Source organism: Synechococcus sp. CBW1002, from assembly GCF_015840915.1.
In the GTDB taxonomy this organism is placed as follows: Bacteria; Cyanobacteriota; Cyanobacteriia; order PCC-6307; family Cyanobiaceae; genus CBW1002.
The window spans coordinates 3,160,748-3,181,675 of sequence record NZ_CP060398.1 but is presented as its reverse complement, the minus strand read 5'-3'; the positions used below and the strand labels follow the sequence as shown (position 1 = coordinate 3,181,675).

The 20,928-nt window shown below is 66.0% G+C and carries 18 protein-coding genes; 5 read left to right on the top strand and 13 right to left on the bottom strand.

The window, feature by feature from the left end; translation table 11 throughout:
- Window positions 1-88: 88 nt before the first annotated feature.
- Window positions 89-1,489 (top strand): geranylgeranyl reductase, encoded by a 1,401-nt coding sequence (chlP, locus tag H8F24_RS15655; protein ID WP_197170194.1) that lies wholly within the window; start codon window positions 89-91, stop codon window positions 1,487-1,489.
- 87 nt (window positions 1,490-1,576) lie between these two features.
- Here chlP and glyS read toward each other — a convergent pair whose 3' ends face one another.
- Window positions 1,577-3,754, bottom strand: a complete 2,178-nt coding sequence (gene glyS, locus H8F24_RS15650; RefSeq protein WP_197170193.1) for a glycine--tRNA ligase subunit beta — start codon at window positions 3,752-3,754, stop codon at window positions 1,577-1,579.
- A gap of 109 nt (window positions 3,755-3,863) precedes the next feature.
- Here glyS and sir point away from each other — a divergent pair, with 109 nt between their 5' ends.
- Together sir and H8F24_RS15640 are read left to right on the top strand one after the other, a co-directional pair.
- Window positions 3,864-5,681, top strand: coding sequence for a sulfite reductase, ferredoxin dependent (gene sir / locus H8F24_RS15645; RefSeq protein WP_197172427.1), 1,818 nt, complete (start codon window positions 3,864-3,866; stop codon window positions 5,679-5,681).
- A gap of 53 nt (window positions 5,682-5,734) precedes the next feature.
- Entirely contained in the window at window positions 5,735-6,118 is a 384-nt protein-coding gene (locus H8F24_RS15640; protein WP_197170192.1) for a hypothetical protein, read from the top strand.
- Between the two features lie 15 nt (window positions 6,119-6,133).
- Here H8F24_RS15640 and H8F24_RS15635 read toward each other — a convergent pair whose 3' ends face one another.
- From H8F24_RS15635 to H8F24_RS15585, 11 genes are all read right to left on the bottom strand, one after another.
- Window positions 6,134-6,877, bottom strand: coding sequence for a M15 family metallopeptidase (locus H8F24_RS15635; RefSeq protein ID WP_197170191.1), 744 nt, complete (start codon window positions 6,875-6,877; stop codon window positions 6,134-6,136).
- 39 nt (window positions 6,878-6,916) lie between these two features.
- Window positions 6,917-9,370, bottom strand: a complete 2,454-nt coding sequence (recG, locus tag H8F24_RS15630; protein ID WP_231597888.1) for an ATP-dependent DNA helicase RecG — start codon at window positions 9,368-9,370, stop codon at window positions 6,917-6,919.
- Window positions 9,371-9,417: 47 nt separating this feature from the next.
- Window positions 9,418-10,887 (bottom strand): hypothetical protein, encoded by a 1,470-nt coding sequence (locus tag H8F24_RS15625; protein ID WP_197170190.1) that lies wholly within the window; start codon window positions 10,885-10,887, stop codon window positions 9,418-9,420.
- Between the two features lie 25 nt (window positions 10,888-10,912).
- Window positions 10,913-11,575 (bottom strand): translation elongation factor Ts, encoded by a 663-nt coding sequence (gene tsf, locus H8F24_RS15620; RefSeq protein ID WP_197155396.1) that lies wholly within the window; start codon window positions 11,573-11,575, stop codon window positions 10,913-10,915.
- A 247-nt stretch (window positions 11,576-11,822) separates the two neighbouring features.
- Window positions 11,823-12,539: a 30S ribosomal protein S2 gene (gene rpsB, locus H8F24_RS15615; protein WP_197155394.1), complete on the bottom strand. Its 717-nt coding sequence runs from the start codon at window positions 12,537-12,539 to the stop codon at window positions 11,823-11,825.
- Window positions 12,540-12,718: 179 nt separating this feature from the next.
- A complete protein-coding gene (locus tag H8F24_RS15610) occupies window positions 12,719-13,642 on the bottom strand; it encodes a glycosyltransferase family 2 protein (RefSeq protein WP_197170189.1) in 924 nt (307 codons plus the stop codon).
- 178 nt (window positions 13,643-13,820) lie between these two features.
- Window positions 13,821-13,976 (bottom strand): hypothetical protein, encoded by a 156-nt coding sequence (locus H8F24_RS15605; RefSeq protein ID WP_011293689.1) that lies wholly within the window; start codon window positions 13,974-13,976, stop codon window positions 13,821-13,823.
- A 114-nt stretch (window positions 13,977-14,090) separates the two neighbouring features.
- Window positions 14,091-14,843, bottom strand: coding sequence for a DevA family ABC transporter ATP-binding protein (locus tag H8F24_RS15600; RefSeq protein WP_197170188.1), 753 nt, complete (start codon window positions 14,841-14,843; stop codon window positions 14,091-14,093).
- A gap of 77 nt (window positions 14,844-14,920) precedes the next feature.
- Entirely contained in the window at window positions 14,921-16,108 is a 1,188-nt protein-coding gene (gene devC / locus H8F24_RS15595) for an ABC transporter permease DevC (protein ID WP_197159260.1), read from the bottom strand.
- 10 nt (window positions 16,109-16,118) lie between these two features.
- A complete protein-coding gene (locus H8F24_RS15590; RefSeq protein WP_231597887.1) occupies window positions 16,119-17,039 on the bottom strand; it encodes an HlyD family efflux transporter periplasmic adaptor subunit in 921 nt (306 codons plus the stop codon).
- Entirely contained in the window at window positions 17,036-17,776 is a 741-nt protein-coding gene (locus H8F24_RS15585) for a phycocyanobilin:ferredoxin oxidoreductase (protein WP_197170186.1), read from the bottom strand. Before H8F24_RS15585 ends, H8F24_RS15590 begins: the two co-directional genes overlap by 4 nt.
- 70 nt (window positions 17,777-17,846) lie before the next feature.
- Here H8F24_RS15585 and H8F24_RS15580 point away from each other — a divergent pair, with 70 nt between their 5' ends.
- On the top strand, window positions 17,847-19,142 hold the full coding sequence (locus tag H8F24_RS15580; RefSeq protein ID WP_370594761.1) for a M16 family metallopeptidase: 1,296 nt from the start codon (window positions 17,847-17,849) through the stop codon (window positions 19,140-19,142).
- Entirely contained in the window at window positions 19,142-20,443 is a 1,302-nt protein-coding gene (locus H8F24_RS15575) for a pitrilysin family protein (protein ID WP_197170184.1), read from the top strand. Before H8F24_RS15580 ends, H8F24_RS15575 begins: the two co-directional genes overlap by 1 nt.
- A gap of 55 nt (window positions 20,444-20,498) precedes the next feature.
- Here H8F24_RS15575 and H8F24_RS19690 read toward each other — a convergent pair whose 3' ends face one another.
- Entirely contained in the window at window positions 20,499-20,639 is a 141-nt protein-coding gene (locus tag H8F24_RS19690; protein ID WP_370594836.1) for an NAD(P)H dehydrogenase assembly family protein, read from the bottom strand.
- Window positions 20,640-20,928: the final 289 nt, after the last annotated feature.

Here is a 20,928-nt window from a genome sequence, read left to right as displayed (position 1 = left end):
CTCCTTTCAAGTCCTTTCAAGCCCCCGAACGGATCGGCAACAGTGTTAGCTTCCAGCCGAGGATCCTTCTGGCGGAGCAGGTTTCAAGATGTTGCGCGTTGCGGTAGTGGGCGGTGGCCCGAGCGGGTCCTGTGCTGCGGAAGTGCTCGCCAAGGCGGGAATCGAGACCTGGCTGTTCGAGCGGAAACTCGACAATGCCAAACCCTGCGGCGGAGCGATTCCGCTCTGCATGGTCGAAGAGTTTGATCTGCCCGAATCGATCATCGACCGCAAGGTGCGAAACATGCGGATGATCTCCCCCTCCAATCGGGAGGTGGACATTCATCTGGACAATCAGAATGAATACATCGGCATGTGCCGGCGCGAGGTGATGGATTCCTTCCTGCGCAACCGTGCCGCTGATCTGGGCGCTCACCTGATCAACGGACTGGTCACGAAGATCGACACTGGTGTGGCCCGCCAGGGTCCATACACCCTCACCTATTCCGATTACGCCTCCGGTGAGGCGACCGGCGAGGCCAAGACCCTGGAAGTGGACCTGATCATCGGCTCCGATGGCGCCAACAGCCGGGTGGCCAAGGCCATGGATGCCGGCGACTACAACGTGGCCATCGCCTTCCAGGAGCGGATCAAATTACCGCCCGAGGAGATGGCCTATTACGAAGATCTGGCAGAGATGTATGTGGGCACCGATGTGTCCCCCGATTTCTATGCCTGGGTCTTCCCCAAGTACGACCATGTGGCTGTCGGCACCGGCACCATGCAGGAGAACCAGGCCTTGATCAAGGGTCTGCAGGTCGGCATTCGCGAGCGGGCCAAGATGCGCCTGCTCAACGGTGAGGTGGTCAAGGTGGAAGCCCACCCGATCCCAGAACATCCCCGTCCTCGCCGCGTTGTCGGACGTATGGCTCTGGTGGGGGATGCCGCCGGCTATGTGACCAAGAGCTCGGGTGAGGGCATCTACTTCGCTGCCAAGAGCGGGCGCATGTGCGCTGAGGAGATCGTGGCTGCCAGTGCTGGTGGAACCCGAATTCCCAGCGAAGCTGATCTGAAGAAATACTTGAAGAAGTGGGACCGAAAGTACGGTGCCACGTACAAAGTGCTCGAGATTCTGCAGAACATCTTCTACCGCAACGATGCCGCCCGCGAGGCCTTCGTCGAGATGTGCGACGACAAGGATGTGCAGAGACTCACCTTCGACAGCTATCTCTACAAACGCGTTGTGGCGATGAATCCCTGGCAGCAGCTCAAGCTGACCCTGCTCACTCTGGGCGCTGTGTTGCGCGGCAACGCCCTCGCGCCCGGCACCTACAAGCCGGTGCCCAGTGCCGTGCGATCCGAGGAGGAGGCCGGAGCGCTTCTGGCCGTGAGCGCGATCAAAGGAGGCATCAAGGTGGCCAATCAGAAGAAGCCATTGGCCCGTCCAGAAGCCAGCAGCAGACCCGAAGGCAGCAGTGAAGAGCGAGAACCGGCACTGGCGGGCAAGTGAAGCCCGGCCAGTACACAACACCACGGGAATCAATGGCCCCTGGAGCGGGCCATTTTTTTTTGGATCAAACGAGCATCAGATCCGATTTCAGCCGCTGATCCGGCTGAAATCGGCCAGCACGGTGGCCTGATTGCGCAGTACCCCCAGCAGATTGAGGCGATTGCGGCGCACGGCCGGATCGTCCACCATCACCAGGACGCTGTCGTCGCCATCAAAGAAGGCGGCCAGAACTTCGGCGCTGCCCACCAGGCCATCGGCCAGTGCCTGGTAGCCGTCCTGCTTGCCGCTCAGGGAGCTGGCGACCGCCAGGGGTTCGAGCTGCTGCAGCACCTCCAGCATGGCCACTTCACTGCTCGTTTCGAACAGCTGCGCCTCCACCACCCCAGCCGGATTCAGCACCAAGGGGTCCAGATCTCCCTTCGCGGCGAGCCTGGCGGCTCGGGTCACCACCGCCTGCAGGGCCGAAAGGGTGCCGCAACCCCGAAGACTGCGCAGCAACTCGGCCCGCCGCCGGGCATCGGCCGGATCCCTGAGCACCCGCTCCAGGGCCATCGCATCCCCGGCGACCGCCTGCACCAGATCCGCATCGATGCCCTCCTCCTCCAGCAGGCTGATCAGACGTTGCCGCAGCAAGTCGCCCAGTTCGGCGGCCAGAGCCTGGGGATCCACCGCGAAGTGGGGCAGCAGCTCGGCCCAATGGCCTGCAGCCCGATGGAGCAGGGCATGCAGATCCAGAATCCAGTTGCGCTCCCAGAGGATCTGAAGAAGGCCGTTGCCGGCGCGGCGCAGGGCGTAGGGGTCGGAGGAACCGCTGGGGCGTTCTCCCTTGGCGTAGATGCTCAGCAGCAGTTCCAGCCGTTCAGCCAGGGCAACAATGGCGCCGGCATCGGAGCCGGGCAGAGCGTCGCCGGCTCCCCTGGGCAGGTAATGCTCCAACACCGCCAAAGCAACCGGCCGCGGTTCTCCCTCGGCCAGCAGATATTTGCCCCCGATCACCCCCTGAAGCTCGGGGAACTCGCCCACCATCTGGCTGACCAGATCGTGCTTGCAGAGATGGGCAGCACGGCGGGCGTGATCCGCGGTGACGGTCGGAAGATCGAGCTGCTCGAGCAGCACATCGGTGCACCACTCCAGCCGCTCGCAGCGATCCCGCAGGCTGCCCAGTCCCTTGGCGAAGGCCACCCGGTGCAGCTGATCGCGCCGATCGATGCTGGCCACGGCCCGGTCGGCCTCGAGGAAAAAGGCGGCGTCAGCGAGGCGGGCTTTGAGAACGCGCTCGTTGCCACGGCGCACGGTGTCCTTGGCTTCCGGCAGGCCGTTGCCGATGCAGAGGAACCGAGGCAGCAGGCTGGAGCGAGCCTCCAGGGCCAGGGGATCCCGCTCCGCCTTGAGGCGATAGAGAGGCACGTAGCGCTGATGGGCCCGCATCACGGTGCTGAGCACCTCGGGTGGCAGGTCCAGGGAGTGATCACTGATGGCCCCTTCGATCAGCAGCGGTGCCTCCACCAGATCGGTGAGCTCCTCAAACAGCTCCTGAGGCAGATCGGCCTGGGCCGCCAAGGCGGTGGCAGACGCTTCGATCATCCGGCGGATCTGATCGGCACGGAGCTGGCGATCCACGACCACACCAGAAGCCGCGAGAGCGGCCTCATAGGACTCTGCTGACGCGATGGTCACATCGGTGCCGGAGAGGCGATGCCCCCGGCTGCGGTTTCCCGCCGTCACCTGGGGATCACTGCCCGCCAGCGTCACAGGCAGAACCTTCTCTCCCAGCAAGACCACAAGCCAGCGAATCGGCCGGCTGAAGCGATCGTCGCCCTCGCCCCAGCGCATGAAACGACGGCCCTGAAGCCCGTTGATCCAGGCCGGCACCAGGTCGGTGAGCAGATCCGCAGCGGCCCGGCCCGGGTCGAGGATGCGGGCGAAGACAAAGGGACCCTTGGGGGTGTCCCGGACCTCGAGCTGCTCGGCGGCCACGCCGCAACGGCGGGCGAAGCCGATGGCCGCCGCTGTTGGGGCACCATCCCGGAAGGCCTGGGCTTCAGGGGGCCCCTTGCGTTCCTCCTCCAGATCCTCCTGCCGTTCGGCAAGTCCATCGATCAGCACCACCAGCCGCCGCGGTGTGCCGAGGCAGCGCACACGCCCAAAGCTGAGGCGGCTCACCAGCAGATCGGCGCTCACCAGCTGTTCCAGCTGAGACAGGGCGGATTGAGCGAAGTCGGCGGGCAGTTCCTCGGTACCGATCTCCAGCAGGAAGGTGGACACGCTCCAGCCACAGCAATGGACGACTGTATTGAACGGTGTGGGGACGACCCCCTCTGTTTGGCACACCATTCGCTAGTTTCGAGTCCTTCCCGTGCCCGCCGGATCCGCAATGCCCAAGACGACGGCCCCCGCCAGCGCGTCGGCGGTGTCGACCCCTGAGGCAGAGACGGGATCCGAGACCAGCCTGAATCCAGCCATTGCCGCCAAAGCCCCGTCCAAGCTGGAGGGTCTCAAACGCGAAAGCGGCTTTCTGCGAGAACCTCTGGCCACGGAACTGGTCAATGGTGTCTCACATTTCAGTGAGAACGCCGTTCAGATCCTCAAGTACCACGGCAGTTACCAGCAGGACAACCGCGACAACCGCGAGAAGGGCAAGGAGAAGGACTGGCAGTTGATGCTGCGCCTGCGCAACCCGGGTGGTCGTATCCCCACCGATCTCTATCTCGCCCTGGATACGTTGGCCGACCGGCTCGGCAACGGAACTCTGCGGATCACCACCCGCCAGGCCTTCCAGATGCATGGGATCCGCAAGGGGAACATCAAGGAGGTGATCGGCACGATCATCCGATCCCTGGGCTCCACCTTGTCGGCCTGCGGCGACATCAACCGCAATGTGATGGCCCCCGCCGCTCCCTTTGAGAAGGGTGGCTATCCAGCGGCCCGAGAGCTGGCCGATCAGATCGCCGACCTGCTTGCTCCCCAGGCTGCGGAGGGCACCTACCTGGACCTCTGGGTGGATGGCGACCTCAGCTACCGCATCAAAGCGGCGGCTCCGGTCCGCAAGGCGCGGCAGCGGCAGGTGGACGGCCACATCTACAGCGGCACGCCCGAAGAGCCCCTGTACGGAACCACCTATCTGCCGCGGAAGTTCAAGGTGGCGGTCACCGTTCCCGGTGACAACTCCGTTGACCTGCTCACCCAGGACGTGGGCCTGGTGCTGTTCACCGATCCTTCCGGCCGTCCCCAGGGCTGCAACGTGTATGTGGGAGGCGGCATGGGCCGCACCCACAACAAGGAGGAAACCTTTGCCCGCATCGCCGATCCGCTCGGCTATGTGGCGGCGGATGGGATCTTCGATCTTCTGCAGGCGATCGTGGCCCTGCAGCGCGATCACGGTGACCGCCACCAGCGGCGCCACTCGCGCATGAAATATCTGATCCACGACCGCGGCATCGCCTGGTTCCGCGACGAACTGCAGCAGCGTTACTTCTCCCATCCGATCAAGGGTCTGCGCCAGGAGCCCACCACCAAGCTCACCGACTACCTCGGCTGGCATCGTCAGAGCAGTGGCCTCTGGTTCGTGGGACTGCCCGTCCTCTGTGGCCGCCTCGAGGGAGATCTCAAGCTGGGCCTCCGCAAGATTGTCGATACCTTCAAGCTGGAGGTGCGCCTCACTCCCAACCAGGACCTGCTGCTCTGCAACATCGGCACCAGCCAGCGGGCCAGCCTGCGCTTGGCCCTGGCTGATCTCGGTTTCGAAACGCCGGAGGCGCCGCCGCTGCTTGCCCGCCACGCGATCGCCTGCCCAGCCCTGCCCACCTGTGGACTGGCGATCACCGAATCGGAGCGCATCCTGCCGGCGGTACTGGATCGATTGGAGGCACTTCTGGGCCGGCTCGGCATTGATCGGCAGATTCTGGTGCGCATGACCGGCTGCCCGAACGGTTGCGCCCGGCCGTACATGGCGGAAATCGGTCTGGTGGGAAGTGGCGTCGATCAGTACCAGCTCTGGCTCGGCGGCTCGCCCAACCTCACCCGGCTGGCCCAGCCTTACCTGGAGCGCATGCCTCTTGAGAATCTTGAGGCCACCCTGGAGCCGCTGCTCAGGGCCTGGGCTGAACGGGGAGGGCGGCGCAGCTTCGGCGACTTCGTGGCCCGTGAAGGCGATGCAGCCGTGCGTGATCTGCTGACCGCTGCCAGCCTCTGAGACTGATCAGCTCAGTCCGTATCCGTTCCCATCTCCTCATCCCGCTCCGGGTCATGCAGCAGCACCGTTCCACCCAGCGTCGTCTGATGCCCAGGGCCCGGCAGCTGTATCTGCTGGCGGTTGTCTGTCTGTCGATCGGAACGGCCGCCCTGGCGGAACCGGCCAAACCGCCCCGTCCCCCCGGCAAGCCCACCATTTACCAGCCCGATCAGCAGACCTGTCAGGTGAGCACGATCACCGCGGCGTACCAGCGGCATCTGGCGCCCTTCGCCGACCAGCCAGAGGCCGTGAAACAGAAGCTGCGCGGGATGCAGGCGGACATGACCAGCCGAACGATTGATGGCTGCCTCTCCCAGGGCCTGCTCAGTGCCGGCGAGGCTGCCCAGTTACGCCGCAAGCTCGGCCTGCATTCAGGCCCCACGGCCCCAGGCCGTTAGGCCTGCCGCAGCCCATCAATCCAGACAGCGCCCGTAACGGGCCTGTGCAGCTCCCTGCCGCCAGGCCCAGAGCTGGTCGCCGTGGCTGAAGTGCCACCATTCATTGGGGTGTTGCCGGAACCCGGCCGACTCCATCGCCTGCCGTAGCCCATGGCGTCGCCGCTGCCAGGTGCCCGCCTCACTCGAGGGGTCTTGCTCCGCGGCGGCCCGGTAGTGATCGGGTTCCGATACAGCATCGAGCGCATCGATGGCGCCCCCCATCGCCAGAGGAACTCCGGCGGAGTCCGCCAGGGTGAGATCCACGGCTGCTCCGGTGCTGTGGGGCGGTGGCGTGGCCGGATCGTCGCTGGGTGGAGCCCAGAAGCGACCCACCTGCTCCACCACCTGCCGCTGGGCAGGGGCGATGGCGTCGGCCTCTGCGTCGCCCTGTACCAGGGCGAGTGCCGGAGCTGGATCCAAGCCCAGTCGACCACACTCCTCGATCACGGTATGGCGCACCATGAAGCTCTGGACGGCCACCGGCCGCCAGGCATCAAAAATGGCAAGCCTCCAGCCCGGGTGCTGGCGCTGCAGCTGTTCCTGAGCCTGCAACAGCCGCTCGATCACACCGCGACGCAGGCGAAAGGGCCCTTCCGCCGTGCCATAGGGGGCGCCAAGCACCTGGTACGGATGGGGTTCCAGCCGCAGCAGCGCCATCGGCAGCGCCTCGAGCGGCTCGCCAGCGTCATCGATCGGGATGGCACTCCAGGGACGCAGCATCGGGGAATCAAGCAGGGGGTTGGCAGAATGGCCACCCGCTCAATTCAAGCGGGCCGCTTCCAGCTGCCGCTGCCGCTGCTCCGCCAGCGCTTCGGCCAGGCCACGATGGTGCTCCAGATTGGGATCCGCTGCGATCAACGCCTGGGCCACATCCCGGGCCAGCTCCAGCACGGAGCCATCGTCCGTGAGGCTGGCCAGGGCCAGATCCGGCAGACCGGACTGCCGGGTTCCGAGCACCGCACCGGGCCCACGCAACTGCAGGTCCATCTCGGCAATGGCAAAGCCATCGCTGCTGCCCACCAGCACCTCCAGCCGCTGCCGTGCCAGGGCGTTGTTGCCGTCATGGATCAGCAGACACTGGGAGGCGGCGCTGCCACGACCGACGCGGCCGCGCAGCTGGTGCAGCTGAGCCAGTCCGAAGCGCTCGGCATGCTCGATCACCATCACGCTCGCCTCCGGCACATCCACCCCCACTTCCACCACCGTGGTGCTGACCAGCACCTGGCAGTCGCCGTTGGCGAAGGCCGTGAGCACCCTCTGCTTGTCGTCGCTGCCGAGCCGGCCGTGCAGCAGACCCACCTGCAGATCGGGGAAGACCTCCTCCTGAAGCTGCCGGTGCACGGCCACCGCTGAGAGCAGGTCGATCTTCTCCGATTCCTCCACCAGGGGCAGCACCACGTAGGCGCGCTGCCCCGCGGCCACCTGCTCCCGGATCAAGGCATGAACCTCATGGCGCTGGCTGGCACGCAGGCAGCGGGTCCGGATCGGCTGGCGACCGGGGGGCAGCTCGTCGATCTGACTCACGTCCAGATCGCCATGCAACGACAACGCCAGGGTGCGGGGAATCGGCGTGGCCGTCATCGTGAGCAGGTGCGGCTGCAGGCCCTTGGCCAGCAGACGGTTGCGCTGACGCACGCCGAACCGGTGCTGCTCGTCCACAACAACCAGACCCAGCCGCTGGAACTGCACCGGGTCTTCCAGGAGCGCGTGCGTTCCCACCAGCACCTGCAGCTGGCCGTTGATCAGGTCCTGGAGCAGCTCCCGCCGCCGCGCCGCCGGAGTGGATCCGGTGAGCAGGGCGCTGCTGACATGGAGCTGCGGCAGCCAGGCACCGATCTTGGCGACATGCTGCTCGGCCAGCACCTCCGTCGGGGCCATCAGCACCCCCTGGCAACCGGCCTCGACGGCGATCAGCAGGGCCGCCAGGGCGACCACGGTCTTGCCGCTGCCCACATCCCCCTGCACCAGGCGGGCCATGGGCTGGGGGCGGGCCAGGTCGCGGCGGATCTCGCTCAAGACCCGTTGCTGGGCACCGGTGAGGGGAAAGGGCAGCAGGTCCAGGAAGCGCTCCACCAATGTGGGAGTGGGAGTTGGACTGGCAGTGCCGGTCGTGCCATCAGTGGTGCCGCCGGCCGGAGATTGCAGCACCGGTGCGATCCGACTGCGGAACTCCTGCCGGCGGCGGCACAGCGCCAGTTGCAGCAACAGGAACTCATCGAAGACCAGACGCCGCCGGGCCGCCTGCAGCTGGGCTGCATCGGTAGGACGGTGGATCGCCACCAGGGCGCCGGACCGTTCCATCAGCGCGTGGTGCTGACGGATCGCCAGGGGCAATGGATCGGGCTGAGCCGACGCCAGGCCGAGCACCCCTGCCACGATCTGACGCAGCCGATCGGCACCCAGCCCTTCGGTGAGGCCATAGACCGGCACCATGCGGCCGATCTGCTCGGATCGCACCAGGGCACGGGGGTCCTCCAGCACCTCAATCAGCGGATCCTGGAAACAGGGGCCGTAGGGGCTGTCCTTGACCAGCCCGCTCACAGCCACATCAGCGCCCGGCGGATAGAGACGCTGCTGGCCCTTCAGCCAGCCCGGCGAGGCGAAGCGTTTTCCGGCAAAGAAACGGGAGACCCGCAGACGACCGGTGCAGTCCTGCAGATGCAGCTCCAGGATCGAGAGGTTGGGGTTGCGCGGGCTGTTGAAGGCATGGCAGCGCCGCACGCTGGCCACGATCGTGGCGGTTCGGCCCGGTTCCAGGGCGGAGATGCGCACCAGATGGGCGTAGTCGAGGTAGTCGCGTGGGTAGTAGTGCAGCAGGTCTCTGGCCAGCAGCAGTCCCAGGGCCGCCAGGCGAGCGGCGGTTTTCGGCCCGACGCCGGGCATCTCTGCCAGAGGGGTGTCGAGCTGCAGCCGCCCGGAGCCACGACGCGGGGCCTGGCAGGAATCGGGAGAGAGCCGCAGTCGGGGTGGTGCCACGGGGCTGCTGGGTTGCCGGCTCCGTTGCCAGTCGTGCAGCCACTGGCGGCAGCGGCGCACCAGGCTCTGACGGCGGGCCACACTCAACTGGCCATAGGTGGCGAAGGCCTCGGCAAAACTCCGGGCCTGGCTCCGTTCCTCCGTCCGGAGCGATAGCGGCACCGCCTGCCAGCACTCCGCCGCAAAGGCACTGAAGCGCTGCTGACGGCCCATCAGATTGACACAACCCCGCTCCACCTCAAGGCGGAGGGCCTGTTGCAGATCCCGGAGCCACCGCTCCGCGTTCAGCTCGCCGGTGGCTCCTGCGGGGAGCCTTCCCGCTGGGAGATCTCCTGTGGGGATGGCTCCTGAGTTGGATTCAGCCTGTTGTTGTCCTCCAGCCACAGAACCTCGGCTTCCAGCACCTGGATCCGCCGCTCCAGACGGCGAAACTGCTCAGCCATTCTGCGATCCTCCTGCAGCATCTGCTCCAGCCTTCGCCGGCAGGTTCGCAGGCTGGGCAGCTCCAGTTCGAGATCAGCCGAACGCAACAACAGCGCGATCGACTCGAGACTGCCCTGCCCACTTGGATCGGGGAAGGACAGAGCCAGTCGTACCAGGTTGGGTCCTGCTGGCAGGGTATCCACCTGGCCCTGCAGCACCGCATCAAGCAGGTTCACAGGCAGCAGGCTGCGGATCAGCCCCAGGCGCAGCAACTCCACATTGATCGCATGGGAGAGATTGCGCAGCCGGCGTGTCAGCGCCGCCTCCATGCCCTCGAACCACAGCGTCAGCCCCACAGGATCCGCAGGCAACGATCCCTGAGTCCAGAGAGACTCTTGTGTGGTGGAGTCCGGCGCAAGCTGACCTGGCTCATCCTGGGCAGTCTCAGGCTGATCAATCTCAGGCAGAGCTGATTCAGGAAGACCCGAGCGAAACTGATTCGACTGAGCTTGATCCTGTTGATCAACACGACCGGATCGAGTCTGGTCACTCAGGCCGGCGGGACCATCACGCAGGGAAGCCTCCAGCAACTGCCCGAAGGCCGCCATCAAGGCCGAATGGGAGCCCTCGGACTCTGGATCGGATGATCCGGGGGACTCCACCCCAGGGATGTCCAGATCCTCCTCTGCGAGGCCGTCATCCAGTCCGTCGTCGAGGCCGTCATCAAGCCCCTCGAGGTCAAACACATCGCTGTCTGGATCAGCAGGCCCCTCGGCGTCGCTGGGCTGATCGATGGAAACGGCTCCACGGGCCGCTGCTTCCGAAGCTGCCAGCGGTGATGGCAACCCGGAGGTGAACAATTCCTGGCCGGCCAACAGATCAGTGGACAGGGGCAGATCGAGTCCCAGACGGATCGACCCCTGAGGCAGTGGTTCAAGCTGCTCTCGCTCAGGAGGTTGCACCGTCTCCTCGACGGAGTCGCGCAGCGACTGCAGAAACCGGCGCTGCTGGCGCTGACTGCGAGCAATCTTCTGCTGGGCCTGTTGGTGAGCCAGAACCGCGAGCTGCTCCACCGTGAGCAGGGTGCTGCACCGTTCCACCAGCGCCTCAAGACGGCGATGCAGTTCCAGACGCTGGGGCGGCCGCAGAGCGGCATAGCGTTGGGGAAAAACCTGCGTGGCCAGATGAAAACAGGCCTGCTGAATCCGGTTCAGCAGGCCTTCGCGCAGCACCTGGAGATACAGGGCCAGGGCTCTGTATCGCTTGGCATTGCCACGTTTCACCTGGTCGATCAGGGCCAGACGGGTTCGTCTGGCTTCGAGCAGGGACATCGGTGAGTCGGGAGTGATCAGCGGCTCAGGCTGCCTTGCCGGACATGGCGGCCACTTCGGCGGCAAAGTCAGACTGCTCCACTTCAATCCCTTCGCCGAGGGTGTAGCGGGTGAAGCGACGCACCTGGATGTTTTCGCCCACTTTGCCGGCCACCTGCTTGACCAGTTCCGCCACGGTCAGGGTGTTGTCCTTGATGAAGGCCTGCTCCAGCAGGGCCATCTCCTTAAGACGCTTGCCGATGCGGCCTTCGACGATCTTCACCTTCATCTGCTCTTTCTTGCCCGCCAGGTCATCGCGGCCCATCTCGATCGCCTTCTCGCGCTCGGCGATCTCGGCAGGAATGTCGTCGACGGCGACATATTCCACACCCGGGCAGGCGGCGATCTGCATGGCGACGTTGCGCAGCAGTTCCTGGAACACTTCGCCTCTAGCGACGAAGTCGGTCTCGCAGTTCACCTCCACGAGCACGCCAACACGGGCACCCGTGTGGATGTAGCTGCCGATGGCGCCCTCAGCGGCCGTGCGGCCAGCTTTCTTTTCGGCGCTGGCAATGCCCTTCTGGCGCAGCCACTCGCTGGCCTTGGTCATGTCCCCGGCGGATTCGGCCAGGGCCTTCTTGCAGTCCATCATCCCTGCGCCGGTCTTGTCGCGCAGTTCCTTGACAAGCTTCGCTGAAATCTCAGCCATGGGTGGGGTGGAAAGGAAGGAAAGGTGCCCAGTGTCTGAAGCCGCCTGGGCGTCGCGGCAGACCCGTGTGACCAGCCAGCGCCAATGCGGTGGACCGGCGAACTGGCGTGGCGTAGCGCCCGAGTCTCTCGAAAGAGGAAATGAGGAATGGAGGAGAGGCCGCCAGACTCTCCCCCTCTGGATCGCGTCCACCACCAGGGCGGACAGTTCAGACGACGATGGTGTAACCGGGTTTGTTCGAGACGACTCAGCTCTCGTCGTCGGCACCGCGCTGGTCCTGCGCACCGTGACGGCCTTCATTGATGGCATCGGCGAGGCGGCCGAGCACCAGCTGCACCGAACGCACGGCGTCGTCGTTGCAGGGAATCGGCACGTCGCAGAGGTCCGGATCGCAATTGGTGTCGAGCATCGACACCAGGGGGATGTCCAGCTTGCGGGCCTCGAGCACCGCGTTGGTCTCACGGCGCTGGTCCACCAGAACAACCACGTCCGGCAGGCGGCGCATGTTCTTCAGGCCACCCAGATACTTCTGCAGACGCTCCAGTTCACGCCGCAGGACAGCGCCTTCTTTCTTGGGGCGCATGGCGATGGCACCGGAGCTCTCCATGCGCTCCAGGTCCTTGAGGCGGTCGATGCGGGCCCGCATCGTGGTCCAGTTGGTGAGCATGCCGCCCAGCCAACGCTGGTTCACATAGGAGGCGCCGCAGCGGGTGGCCTCAATGGCGATCACCTCGGAGGCCTGCTTCTTGGTGCCCACGAACAGGAAACGCTTGCCGCTGCGGGCGGCATTACGCACCCACTTGTAGGCATTGTTCATGCAGACGGCAGTCTGCACGAGATCGATGATATGGACCCCGTTGCGCGCGCAATAGATGTAGCGCGACATCTTGGGATTCCAGCGGCGGGTCTGGTGCCCAAAGTGGGCACCCGCCTCCATCATTTCGGAAAGGGTGACAACAGCCATGAATCGGGAAGTTTCGGGTTGGCCTCCACCTGCCTGGGATCCGTTGGCACGACTGAAAGACGCCAACTACCCTGGAAGGAGGGATTGGCAATGTCATGCCCGATCACCCGAAACGGACAGGTGTGCGGTGAATAGGACCCAGACACCGTATCAAATGGTGTTGCTGGCTCCACAGCCCCTCAGGCCTGGCGCGCTTCCCCATACAGCGCCCGAACGCCGATGCGGTTGAGCGGCAGCCGCAGCAGCTCCATCGCCAGCCCTGCCTTGCCATGGCGAATCAGCCAGGCCAGCAGAGGTCTGAGGCTGCGTTCATTGAGCAGACCACCCAGCGTGAGCAGCTCCCAGAGGGCGCGATGCAGCCAGGTGTACTGGATGATGAAGCGCACCCGCCGGGTGGGGTGCTTGCGGAAGAACACCAGCCCCATCTTGGCCCGCTCGCGTTCGACCCGGATCAGATCAGGGATCTGCTCAAGGCTCAGGGGCGGATGCCAGTGATAGCCGGCGGCTTCAGGACAACGGACCAGCACCACACCAAGCCTGCGCAGTCGTTCCCCCAGCTCCAGATCCTCCCAGCCGTAGAGGCGAAAGCTGGTGTCGAACAGGCCGGCGCGCTCCAGCAGCTCCCGATCGATCGCCACGTTGCCGGTGGCGAAGTAGGCCCAGGAGTGGTCGTTGAGCTTGTGCGGTTCGCTGGTGGGTTCCTCGAAGTTGGCGGTGTTGATCACGGCGCCATAGGTGAAGCAGAGCTTGTCGCCGCGGCTCTGCCAGCTGCGCTGCAGGGCGCGGGCATGGCAGCAGAGGAAGTCGGGCAGCACCACCAGATCGCTGTCGATGAACACGATCACATCGCCGTGGGCATGATCGACACCGCGGTTGCGCCCTTCGGCCGGGCCTCCGTGTTCCTGGCGGATCAGGCGCACATGGGGAAGCAGATCGGCCTGCTGCTCAAGCCAGGTGACGGTGTCGTCGGTGGAGCCGTCGTCGACCAGCACCACCTCGAAATCCTCAACCGGCGCTGCCAGCTGCTGAGCCTCCAGTGCCAGCAGGCATTTCCGCAGGATCGGCAGGCGGTTGTAGGTGGGGATGACGACGCTCAGAAACATGGCCGCTCAGGAGGGGGTACAGGCTGCGGGTCTGCAGAAGCAGAGGCAGCAGCAAGGCGCAGAGCAAGGGGCGCGCCGGTGATGACGAGGCGGTCGGTCGGGCGCCGGGACAACAGTCGGGCGAAAAAAAAGGATCCCGCAGGATCCTTGACTCTCCGGGCCCAGCAAGCAGCTGGACTCAATCAGCAGCGCCGCCGTTGTTGGCCGTGCCGGTCACGCCATTGCCGGCCCCTTCACCGCGGCCATCGTTGCGCAGCTTGCGCTTCTTGAACTTGCGCGCGTAAGCGCGATTGCGTTCCTGTTTTTCCTTCTTGAGATTCCTGCGCTTGGACATACGGCCTGCGGTAAGTGGAAATGACTGAACTTCAACCCTAGCCAATCGTCAGACAGCGTCCGGCTGGGGATTCCCGAAACACCGCCCAGCCCAACACCCCGCTCCAGACCTGGCTCAGGCCGTGGCATTCACCAGCGGCCGTGGATCTGCCTGCTCCTGCAGGCAGCCATCCTCCATCCGCACCAGACGATCCGCCACATCGAGGATGCGGGGATCATGGGTCACCATCAGCACCGCGCAGCCCTGCTCCCGGGCCAGCCCCCGCAGCAGCTCCACCACTTCACGCCCACTGCGGCTGTCAAGGGCGGCGGTGGGCTCGTCGGCCAGCAGCAGGCGCGGATGGGAAGCCAGGGCACGCGCGATCGCCACGCGCTGCTTCTGGCCACCGGACAGATCGTGGGGCAGCTTGCCGAGGTGATCGCCCAGGCCCACGGCCCGCAGCCATTCACGGGCCTGGTCGCGGCGGGCGCGATAGCCGAGACCGGGGAGCAGGTCGGAGCCCATCTGCACGTTCTGCTCAGCGCTGAGGAAGCCCAGCAGGTTGTGCCCCTGGAAGATCATGCCGATCTGACGGCGAAGCCGCTGAAGCTGGCGCCTGTTGGAGTCGAGCAGCTCCTGGCCGAGCACCCGCACCGATCCCTCCTGCACCTGGCGCAAGGCCCCCACCAGGGTGAGCAGGGTGGTCTTGCCGCAGCCGGATGGTCCTGTGAGCAAGACCACCTCGCCGGGATGAATCTCCAGATCGATCCCCTGCAGCACCTGCCGTTCCATGGCGCCGCTTCCGTACCAGTGGCTCAGGCCCCGCAGCGCCACGCTGGGGCCGCCCTGCTGGGGCGCATTCGCGGTGGCAAGAGGGTCGACGGACATGGCCGGGGAAGGGGAACGGAAGCGGTCTGAAAGGAGGTCCTGAAGAGAGATTCAGAACAGAGATTCAGAGAAGAGCATCAGAAGATTTCAGCTGGATCGGCATCGGCCAACCGGCGCATGGCCAGGGCCGCTGAGCCCATGCACATCACCAGGATCAGGCCGAAGACCAGCACCGCCCGAGGCGTGTCCATGCCCACCGGCAGGTTGGTGGCGTTGCGCACCAGCACGTAGAGGCCTTCGCCGGCGGCGTAGGCCGGCAGGTAGCCGAGGATCGCCAGAAAGAAGCCTTCACGCGCCACCACGCCCAGCAGGGTGGAGAGGCGGTAACCCATGGCCATCAAGGTGGCGTATTCGGGCAGGTGATCACTGACGTCGGAATAAAGGATCTGGTAAACGATCACACAGCCCACGATGAAGCCCATTGCCGCACCGAGGGTGAAGATGAAGCCGATCGAGGTGCTGTCGCGCCAGTAGTTCATCTCGAAGTTGATGAAGCCCTGCTTGGTGTAGACGCGCACGTCCTGCGGCAGGGCCGCCTCCAGGCGACGCTGCACAGCTGCGGGGTCGGCTCCCGGTCGCAGGCGGATCAGACCGACTTCGATGCTGCCGGGTGGCGTTTCGGGCAGAAGGCTGAGATAGGTCTCGCTGCTGGTCAGCAGATTGCCATCGGCGCCGAACGAGGTTCCCAGGGCCACCAGCCCCGCCACCCGCACCCGTTTGCCGGAGATTTCACTCTCGACCAGCCGGCCCTGGCGGAACCATTCGGCCACAGGGCCGAATTCCGGCCGGGACAGCTCATCGAACAGCACCCGACCCCGCTGGGTCAGCACCTGGCTCTTGGCAGCCAGGCTGGGATCGGTGAACAGGGGGTCGTCGGGCTCGAAGCCCAGGGTGAGCAGGGAGCGGGTGGCCCGGGTCTGGGGATTGCGCCAGAGCAGCAGACTCCAGTGCACCGGGGTGATCCCGGCCACATCCGGATCGGCCAGGGTCTGAACCAACCGGCGCCGAGGGAAGCCCGCCATGCTCACCGAACTGCTGGAGCGGGGGCTCAGCAGCACCAGGTCGGTATCGAAGAGCTTGTGGATCGTGACACTGGCATCGAACAGTCCGTCGCGGAAGCCGAACTGCATGAACATCAGGATGCCGGCGAAGCAGATGCCCGCCAGGGCCACGGCCAACCGGGCCGGCTGACGGGTGAGCAGCAGCCAGGACATCGGAATGCGCCTGGACGACCACAGCGAAGCCAGTGCCGCCAGGGGTTGCATCCGATTCACCTCAGCTCTCGAAGCGGGTGACGATCTTGAGGCCGGCGAGGCGACGCACCCGTTCCATATCGGCTGGATCAATCGCCAGACGAACCTCCACCACCCGGGCATCGGCATCGCCGGTGGGGTCGGTGGAGAGCACATCCCGCTGGCGCACCTGCGGGCTGATCCGGATCACGCGGCCGGCCAGGCTGCCACTGAACCCGCCGTTTTCGCTGGTGATCCGCACCTTCTGCCCCAGCCTGATCCGGTCGATATCGCTCTCGTAGACCTCGGCAATGGCTTCCATGCCAGTGCCACCACCAAGCTCGAGAATGCCGTTCGCCCCCGGACGCTCGCCCGCCCGGGTCCAGATGTGCAGCACGGTGCCATCGATCGGGGCCCTGAGTTCACTGTCCACCAGGTCGGTTTCGACCCGGCGCAGCTCCGATCGGGCCTCGTCGAGATTGCCTTTCAGTTCGAGCAGCTTGATCTCCCTCACCTCCAGATCACCAGTGGCGGTGGCTCCGGCGCTGGCGAGGCGGCGGTAGCGGCTGGTTTCCCGCTCCAGCAGCACCAGTTGATTCTGGAGACTGTTGATCCGGGTGAAGAGCACATTCTTCTGAGCCAGCAGGCCAGGTCGGCTGTCGAAGGTGGCCAGAACCTGTTGGCGCCGCACCAAATCGCCTTCCTCGACCAGCAGGGTTTGGATGCGTGGGCTCCCCCCCATGCCGTTCATCGGTTCGGCCAGCTTGCGCACATCACCGTCCGGCTCAAGCCGGCCCAGGGCGGAGACCGCCTCCAGCGTCTGGGTCGTGGCAGTCGCAGGGGCCGGAGCAGGTCGGGCCGGAGGCGTGGACCGTTGTCGCAACAGGATCACTCCGCCGAGCACCAGCACCAGCAGGCCAAGACCCAGGACCAGGGGGCGGGAGTGGAGCCCTTCGAGACTCAAAGCGGGGCCGGGTCGTCGAACAGCAGCTCCTCGATGTAGCGGTCGGCCCATTCGGGGTTGAAGGCTTTCTCCAGGACCCGCCTGGTCTTGTCGTTTTGTTTCTGCTGCTTGCAATAGTGGAGCTGACCAGCCCAGCGCTTGATCGTATTCGGATGTTGGCTGGATTGCGGTTCCGTGCCCCTGATCGCCTCGCCCAGGATCTGCAGGAAACAGGCCACCTCCTCGATGAACCACTCCTCTTCCTGGGGATTGGCCGGCCGCACAAAGCGCACATGCCGCGAAAAGATCGAGCCCCAGGGCGGCAGTTCCCGTTCGCCTTCGTAGGTGTGGCGCTCTAGCCCCTCCAGGGCTGCATCGATTCCTTCAGGGAGATCCCCACGCACCGGAGAGAGATCCACGATGGCGGCCGACACTCCGCCGCGCCCCGCCACGATGTCGGCGCCGAAGACGGGCAGGTCGTAGCGAGGATCCGGAAAGAAGACGCAGTGGAGGATCTGCAGGCCGGCCCCTAACCGTGCCGTTTCCAGGTGCAGCTTGCGCAATCCTCGGCACTGACGCAGCTCGTTGCGGATGAACAGGTGCTCGCCATCGAGGCTGCCGGTGATGGCCTCCAGGGCTGGGTCCACCGCCAGCGGGGCCAGCTCCGGCAGGAGCGCCCATTGCTGGCGGATTCTCTCGGCCAGAGCATCCACCAGGGGATGGACACCCTCGGCGCGCTGGGCCTCGGTGGTGGGCATGGGCGGCAGGGACGGGCGCGTGCCGCCGTGGGCAGCAGCAGAATGCAGATCCTGCCATGCGTCTGCCACCGTGCCCGTTGCCGTGCCCCAGGGGGCGTCGCCGCTGCTGCTGCCGGAGCTGGCGCCCCCTCAGCTCGACCATCTCGCCAACGGGGCTCCGGTGGTCAGCCTGTCCCTGCCGGACGCGCCGCTCATCTGCCTCAACCTCTGGTGCCGGGCCGGCAGTGCCTGGGAGGCTCCGCAGGAGAGCGGTGTGGCCCACTTTCTCGAGCACATGGTGTTCAAGGGCAGTGCCCACCTCGAGGCCGGTGAGTTTGACCGGCGCATCGAGGCCCTGGGTGGCAGCAGCAATGCCGCCACCGGCTTCGATGACGTGCACTATCACGTGCTGATTCCACCCGACGCGGCCGATCAGGCCCTCGATCTGCTGCTGGATCTGGTGCTGCGCCCTCGCCTGGAGGAGGAGGCCTTCGCCATGGAGCGCCAGGTGGTGCTGGAGGAACTGGCCCAGAGCGAAGACCAGCCCGAGGAGATCGCCATGCAGCGCCTGCTCACTCTGGCCTGCCCGGATCACCCCTATGGATTGCCGATCCTGGGCCGCCGCGACGCCCTGCTGCAGCACACGCCCGCTGTGATGGGCGAGTTCCAGCGGCGGCTCTATGGGGCAGACCGTTGCATCCTGGCCCTCAGCGGCTGCCTGGAGACGGGTCCCCTGGCCGCGGACCAGCGGTTCGATCGGCTGAGCGGCAGTGCCCTGGCCGAGCTCGACGCCAGCAGCGATCCACCCTCGCCGCCGGCCCTGCGTCTCCGCCCTGGAGTCCACCGTCTCGCCATCCCCAGGCTGGAAGCTGCCCGCCTGCTGATGGCCTGGGCCCTGCCCGCGGCCGTTGAGCAGGAGGCCGTGATGGGCGCCGACCTGCTCACCACCGCCCTGGCGGAGGGGCGTCGCAGCCGGCTGGTGGATCGGTTGCGGGAAGATCTGCGGATCGTTGAGAGCGTCGATCTCGACCTGCACGTGCTCGAGTGCGGCAGCCTGGCCCTGCTGGAAGCGGTGTGCGAGCCCGAGGATCTGCCGGAAGTGCGCCGGGTGATAGCCCAGGTGTGGCAGGAGCTCGGCGAGACGGCCCTGCCGGAGGCCGAGTGGCAGCGAAGTCGGCGCCTGGTGGCGCATGCCTATCGATTCGGGCTCGAAGCCGCTGGTGGGGTAGCCGGACTGATCGGCGCCAATGGGCTCTGGGGCCGCCATGCTCCTCTCGAGCACCCCCTGCAGCTGCTCGAGACCTGGAGCCCCGCTCGCCTGCAGCGGAGCATGCTGCCCCTGTTTGATCCAGCCCTGGCCTGCGTGCTGGAAGCCGTTCCCGCCTGATGCCCCTCGCGACGTTGTCTTTGTTCCGCACCACGCCGGAGACCATGCTGCTACCAGGCGGCCTGCCCCTTGCGGTGGTCCATCGCCCCGGGCCGGCAATCCTGTCGGCACGGCTCTGGATCCGGGGAGGCAGCAGCCTCGATCCAGCGGGAGCTTGCGGTGCCCACCAGATCCTGGCTGGCCTGATGACCCGCGGCTGCGGCGACCTGGGTCCGGAAGCCCTCGCCGATCTGGTGGAGGGATGCGGCGCCGCGCTCCGCTGCGAGGCCTCCGAAGACAACGTGCTGCTGAGCCTCAAATGCGCCAGGGAGGATGCCGATCTACTCCTGCCGCTGCTGCTGACCATGGTGCAGAGCCCCTGGCTGCGGGCCGATCAGTTTGAGCTGGAGCGGCAGCTCAATCTGCAGGCCCTGCAGCGCCAGAAGGAGGATCCGTTCCAGCTCTGCCACGACCGTCTACGCCAGCAGCTTTATGGGAACGGGCCCTACGGTCATGACCCCCTGGGGCTCGAGGCGGACCTGCAGGGCCTGGAGCTGGAGGCCCTGGATCCGCTGCGCCAGACCCTCGGGGCGCACGGCGCCGTGCTGGTGCTCTGCGGTGATGTGCCTCAGTCGTTGATCACGCTTCTGCAGCGCAGCCTGGAGGCGTCACCCTGGAGCAGCCAGGCGCCGTTGAAGGGGACTGGTCCCCTGGGGCGGCCGGGGGAGCGCCTGGCCCTCTGTTCCCAGGACACCGAACAGATGGTGCTGATGCTCGGTGCAGCCACCGTGCCCCTGGGCGAACAGGATGGTCTGGCCCTGCGGCTGCTGCACAGCCATCTGGGCATGGGGATGTCCAGCCGCCTGTTCGTCGTGATGCGCGAAGAGCAGGGGCTGGCCTACGACGTGGGTGTCCACCTGCCCGCCCGCCGCGGCGCCGCCCCGTTCGTGTTCCACCTCTCCACGTCGGCCGATCGCGCCGCCGATGCCTGCCGCTCGCTGCTGGACGAATGGCAGCGACTGCTGGAGCACCCGCTGGACGCTGAGGAACTGGAGCTGGCCCTGGCCAAGTTCCGTGGTCAGGACGCCATGGGCCGGCAGACCTGCGGCCAGATCGCCGACCGTCTGGCCCTGGTGTTGGGCCATGGACTTCCCACGGATTACGTGGACCAGGCCCTGGAGCGAGCCGGCCAGTTCGATGGTGCAGCCCTTCAGGCAGCGGCACAGCGTTGCCTGCGCCGCCCCCACCTCAGCCTCTGTGGACCGACCGCGGCGTTGGAAGGAGCCGCAGCCGTCTGGACAGCCCACCCATTATCGACCTGACGGTGTCGCCTTGCCCTGACTCGGTCTGAGCTGGTCAGCGAGGTTGCTCAGATGCTCAGCAGAGCTTCAGATCATCGCTGTTGATCAGGAAGCTGCCGCGACGGAATCGCACCGAGACCTGACCCATCATCCGGATGGCCGTGACCGTGCCGACCTCGCCCGGATCGACCAGATCGGGGGGGCGCAACATCGGCATCGGGTCAGAAGTCTTCAGATAGCGCAAGGGCCGGCATACCTCGACCCTCGCTCCAATCTGGAGAGCAACCGTCTCGGGTTCCTGGGGAATCGCGGTTGCCGCGTCTTCCTGTCCCGGATGGTCATGTCCACCAACGTCCTTCACGGCATCACCTGATGCCGCCTCACCCGAGGCTGCGGCCTCGATCGGAACGCCTTGGCCTGGCGGAGGTGCCTGTTCGGGCTGTCTGGGTGGCATGGGCCTGAACTCCGCCCCCGAACCTGTCTGGCCCGAGGGTGTCTGGTCAGGT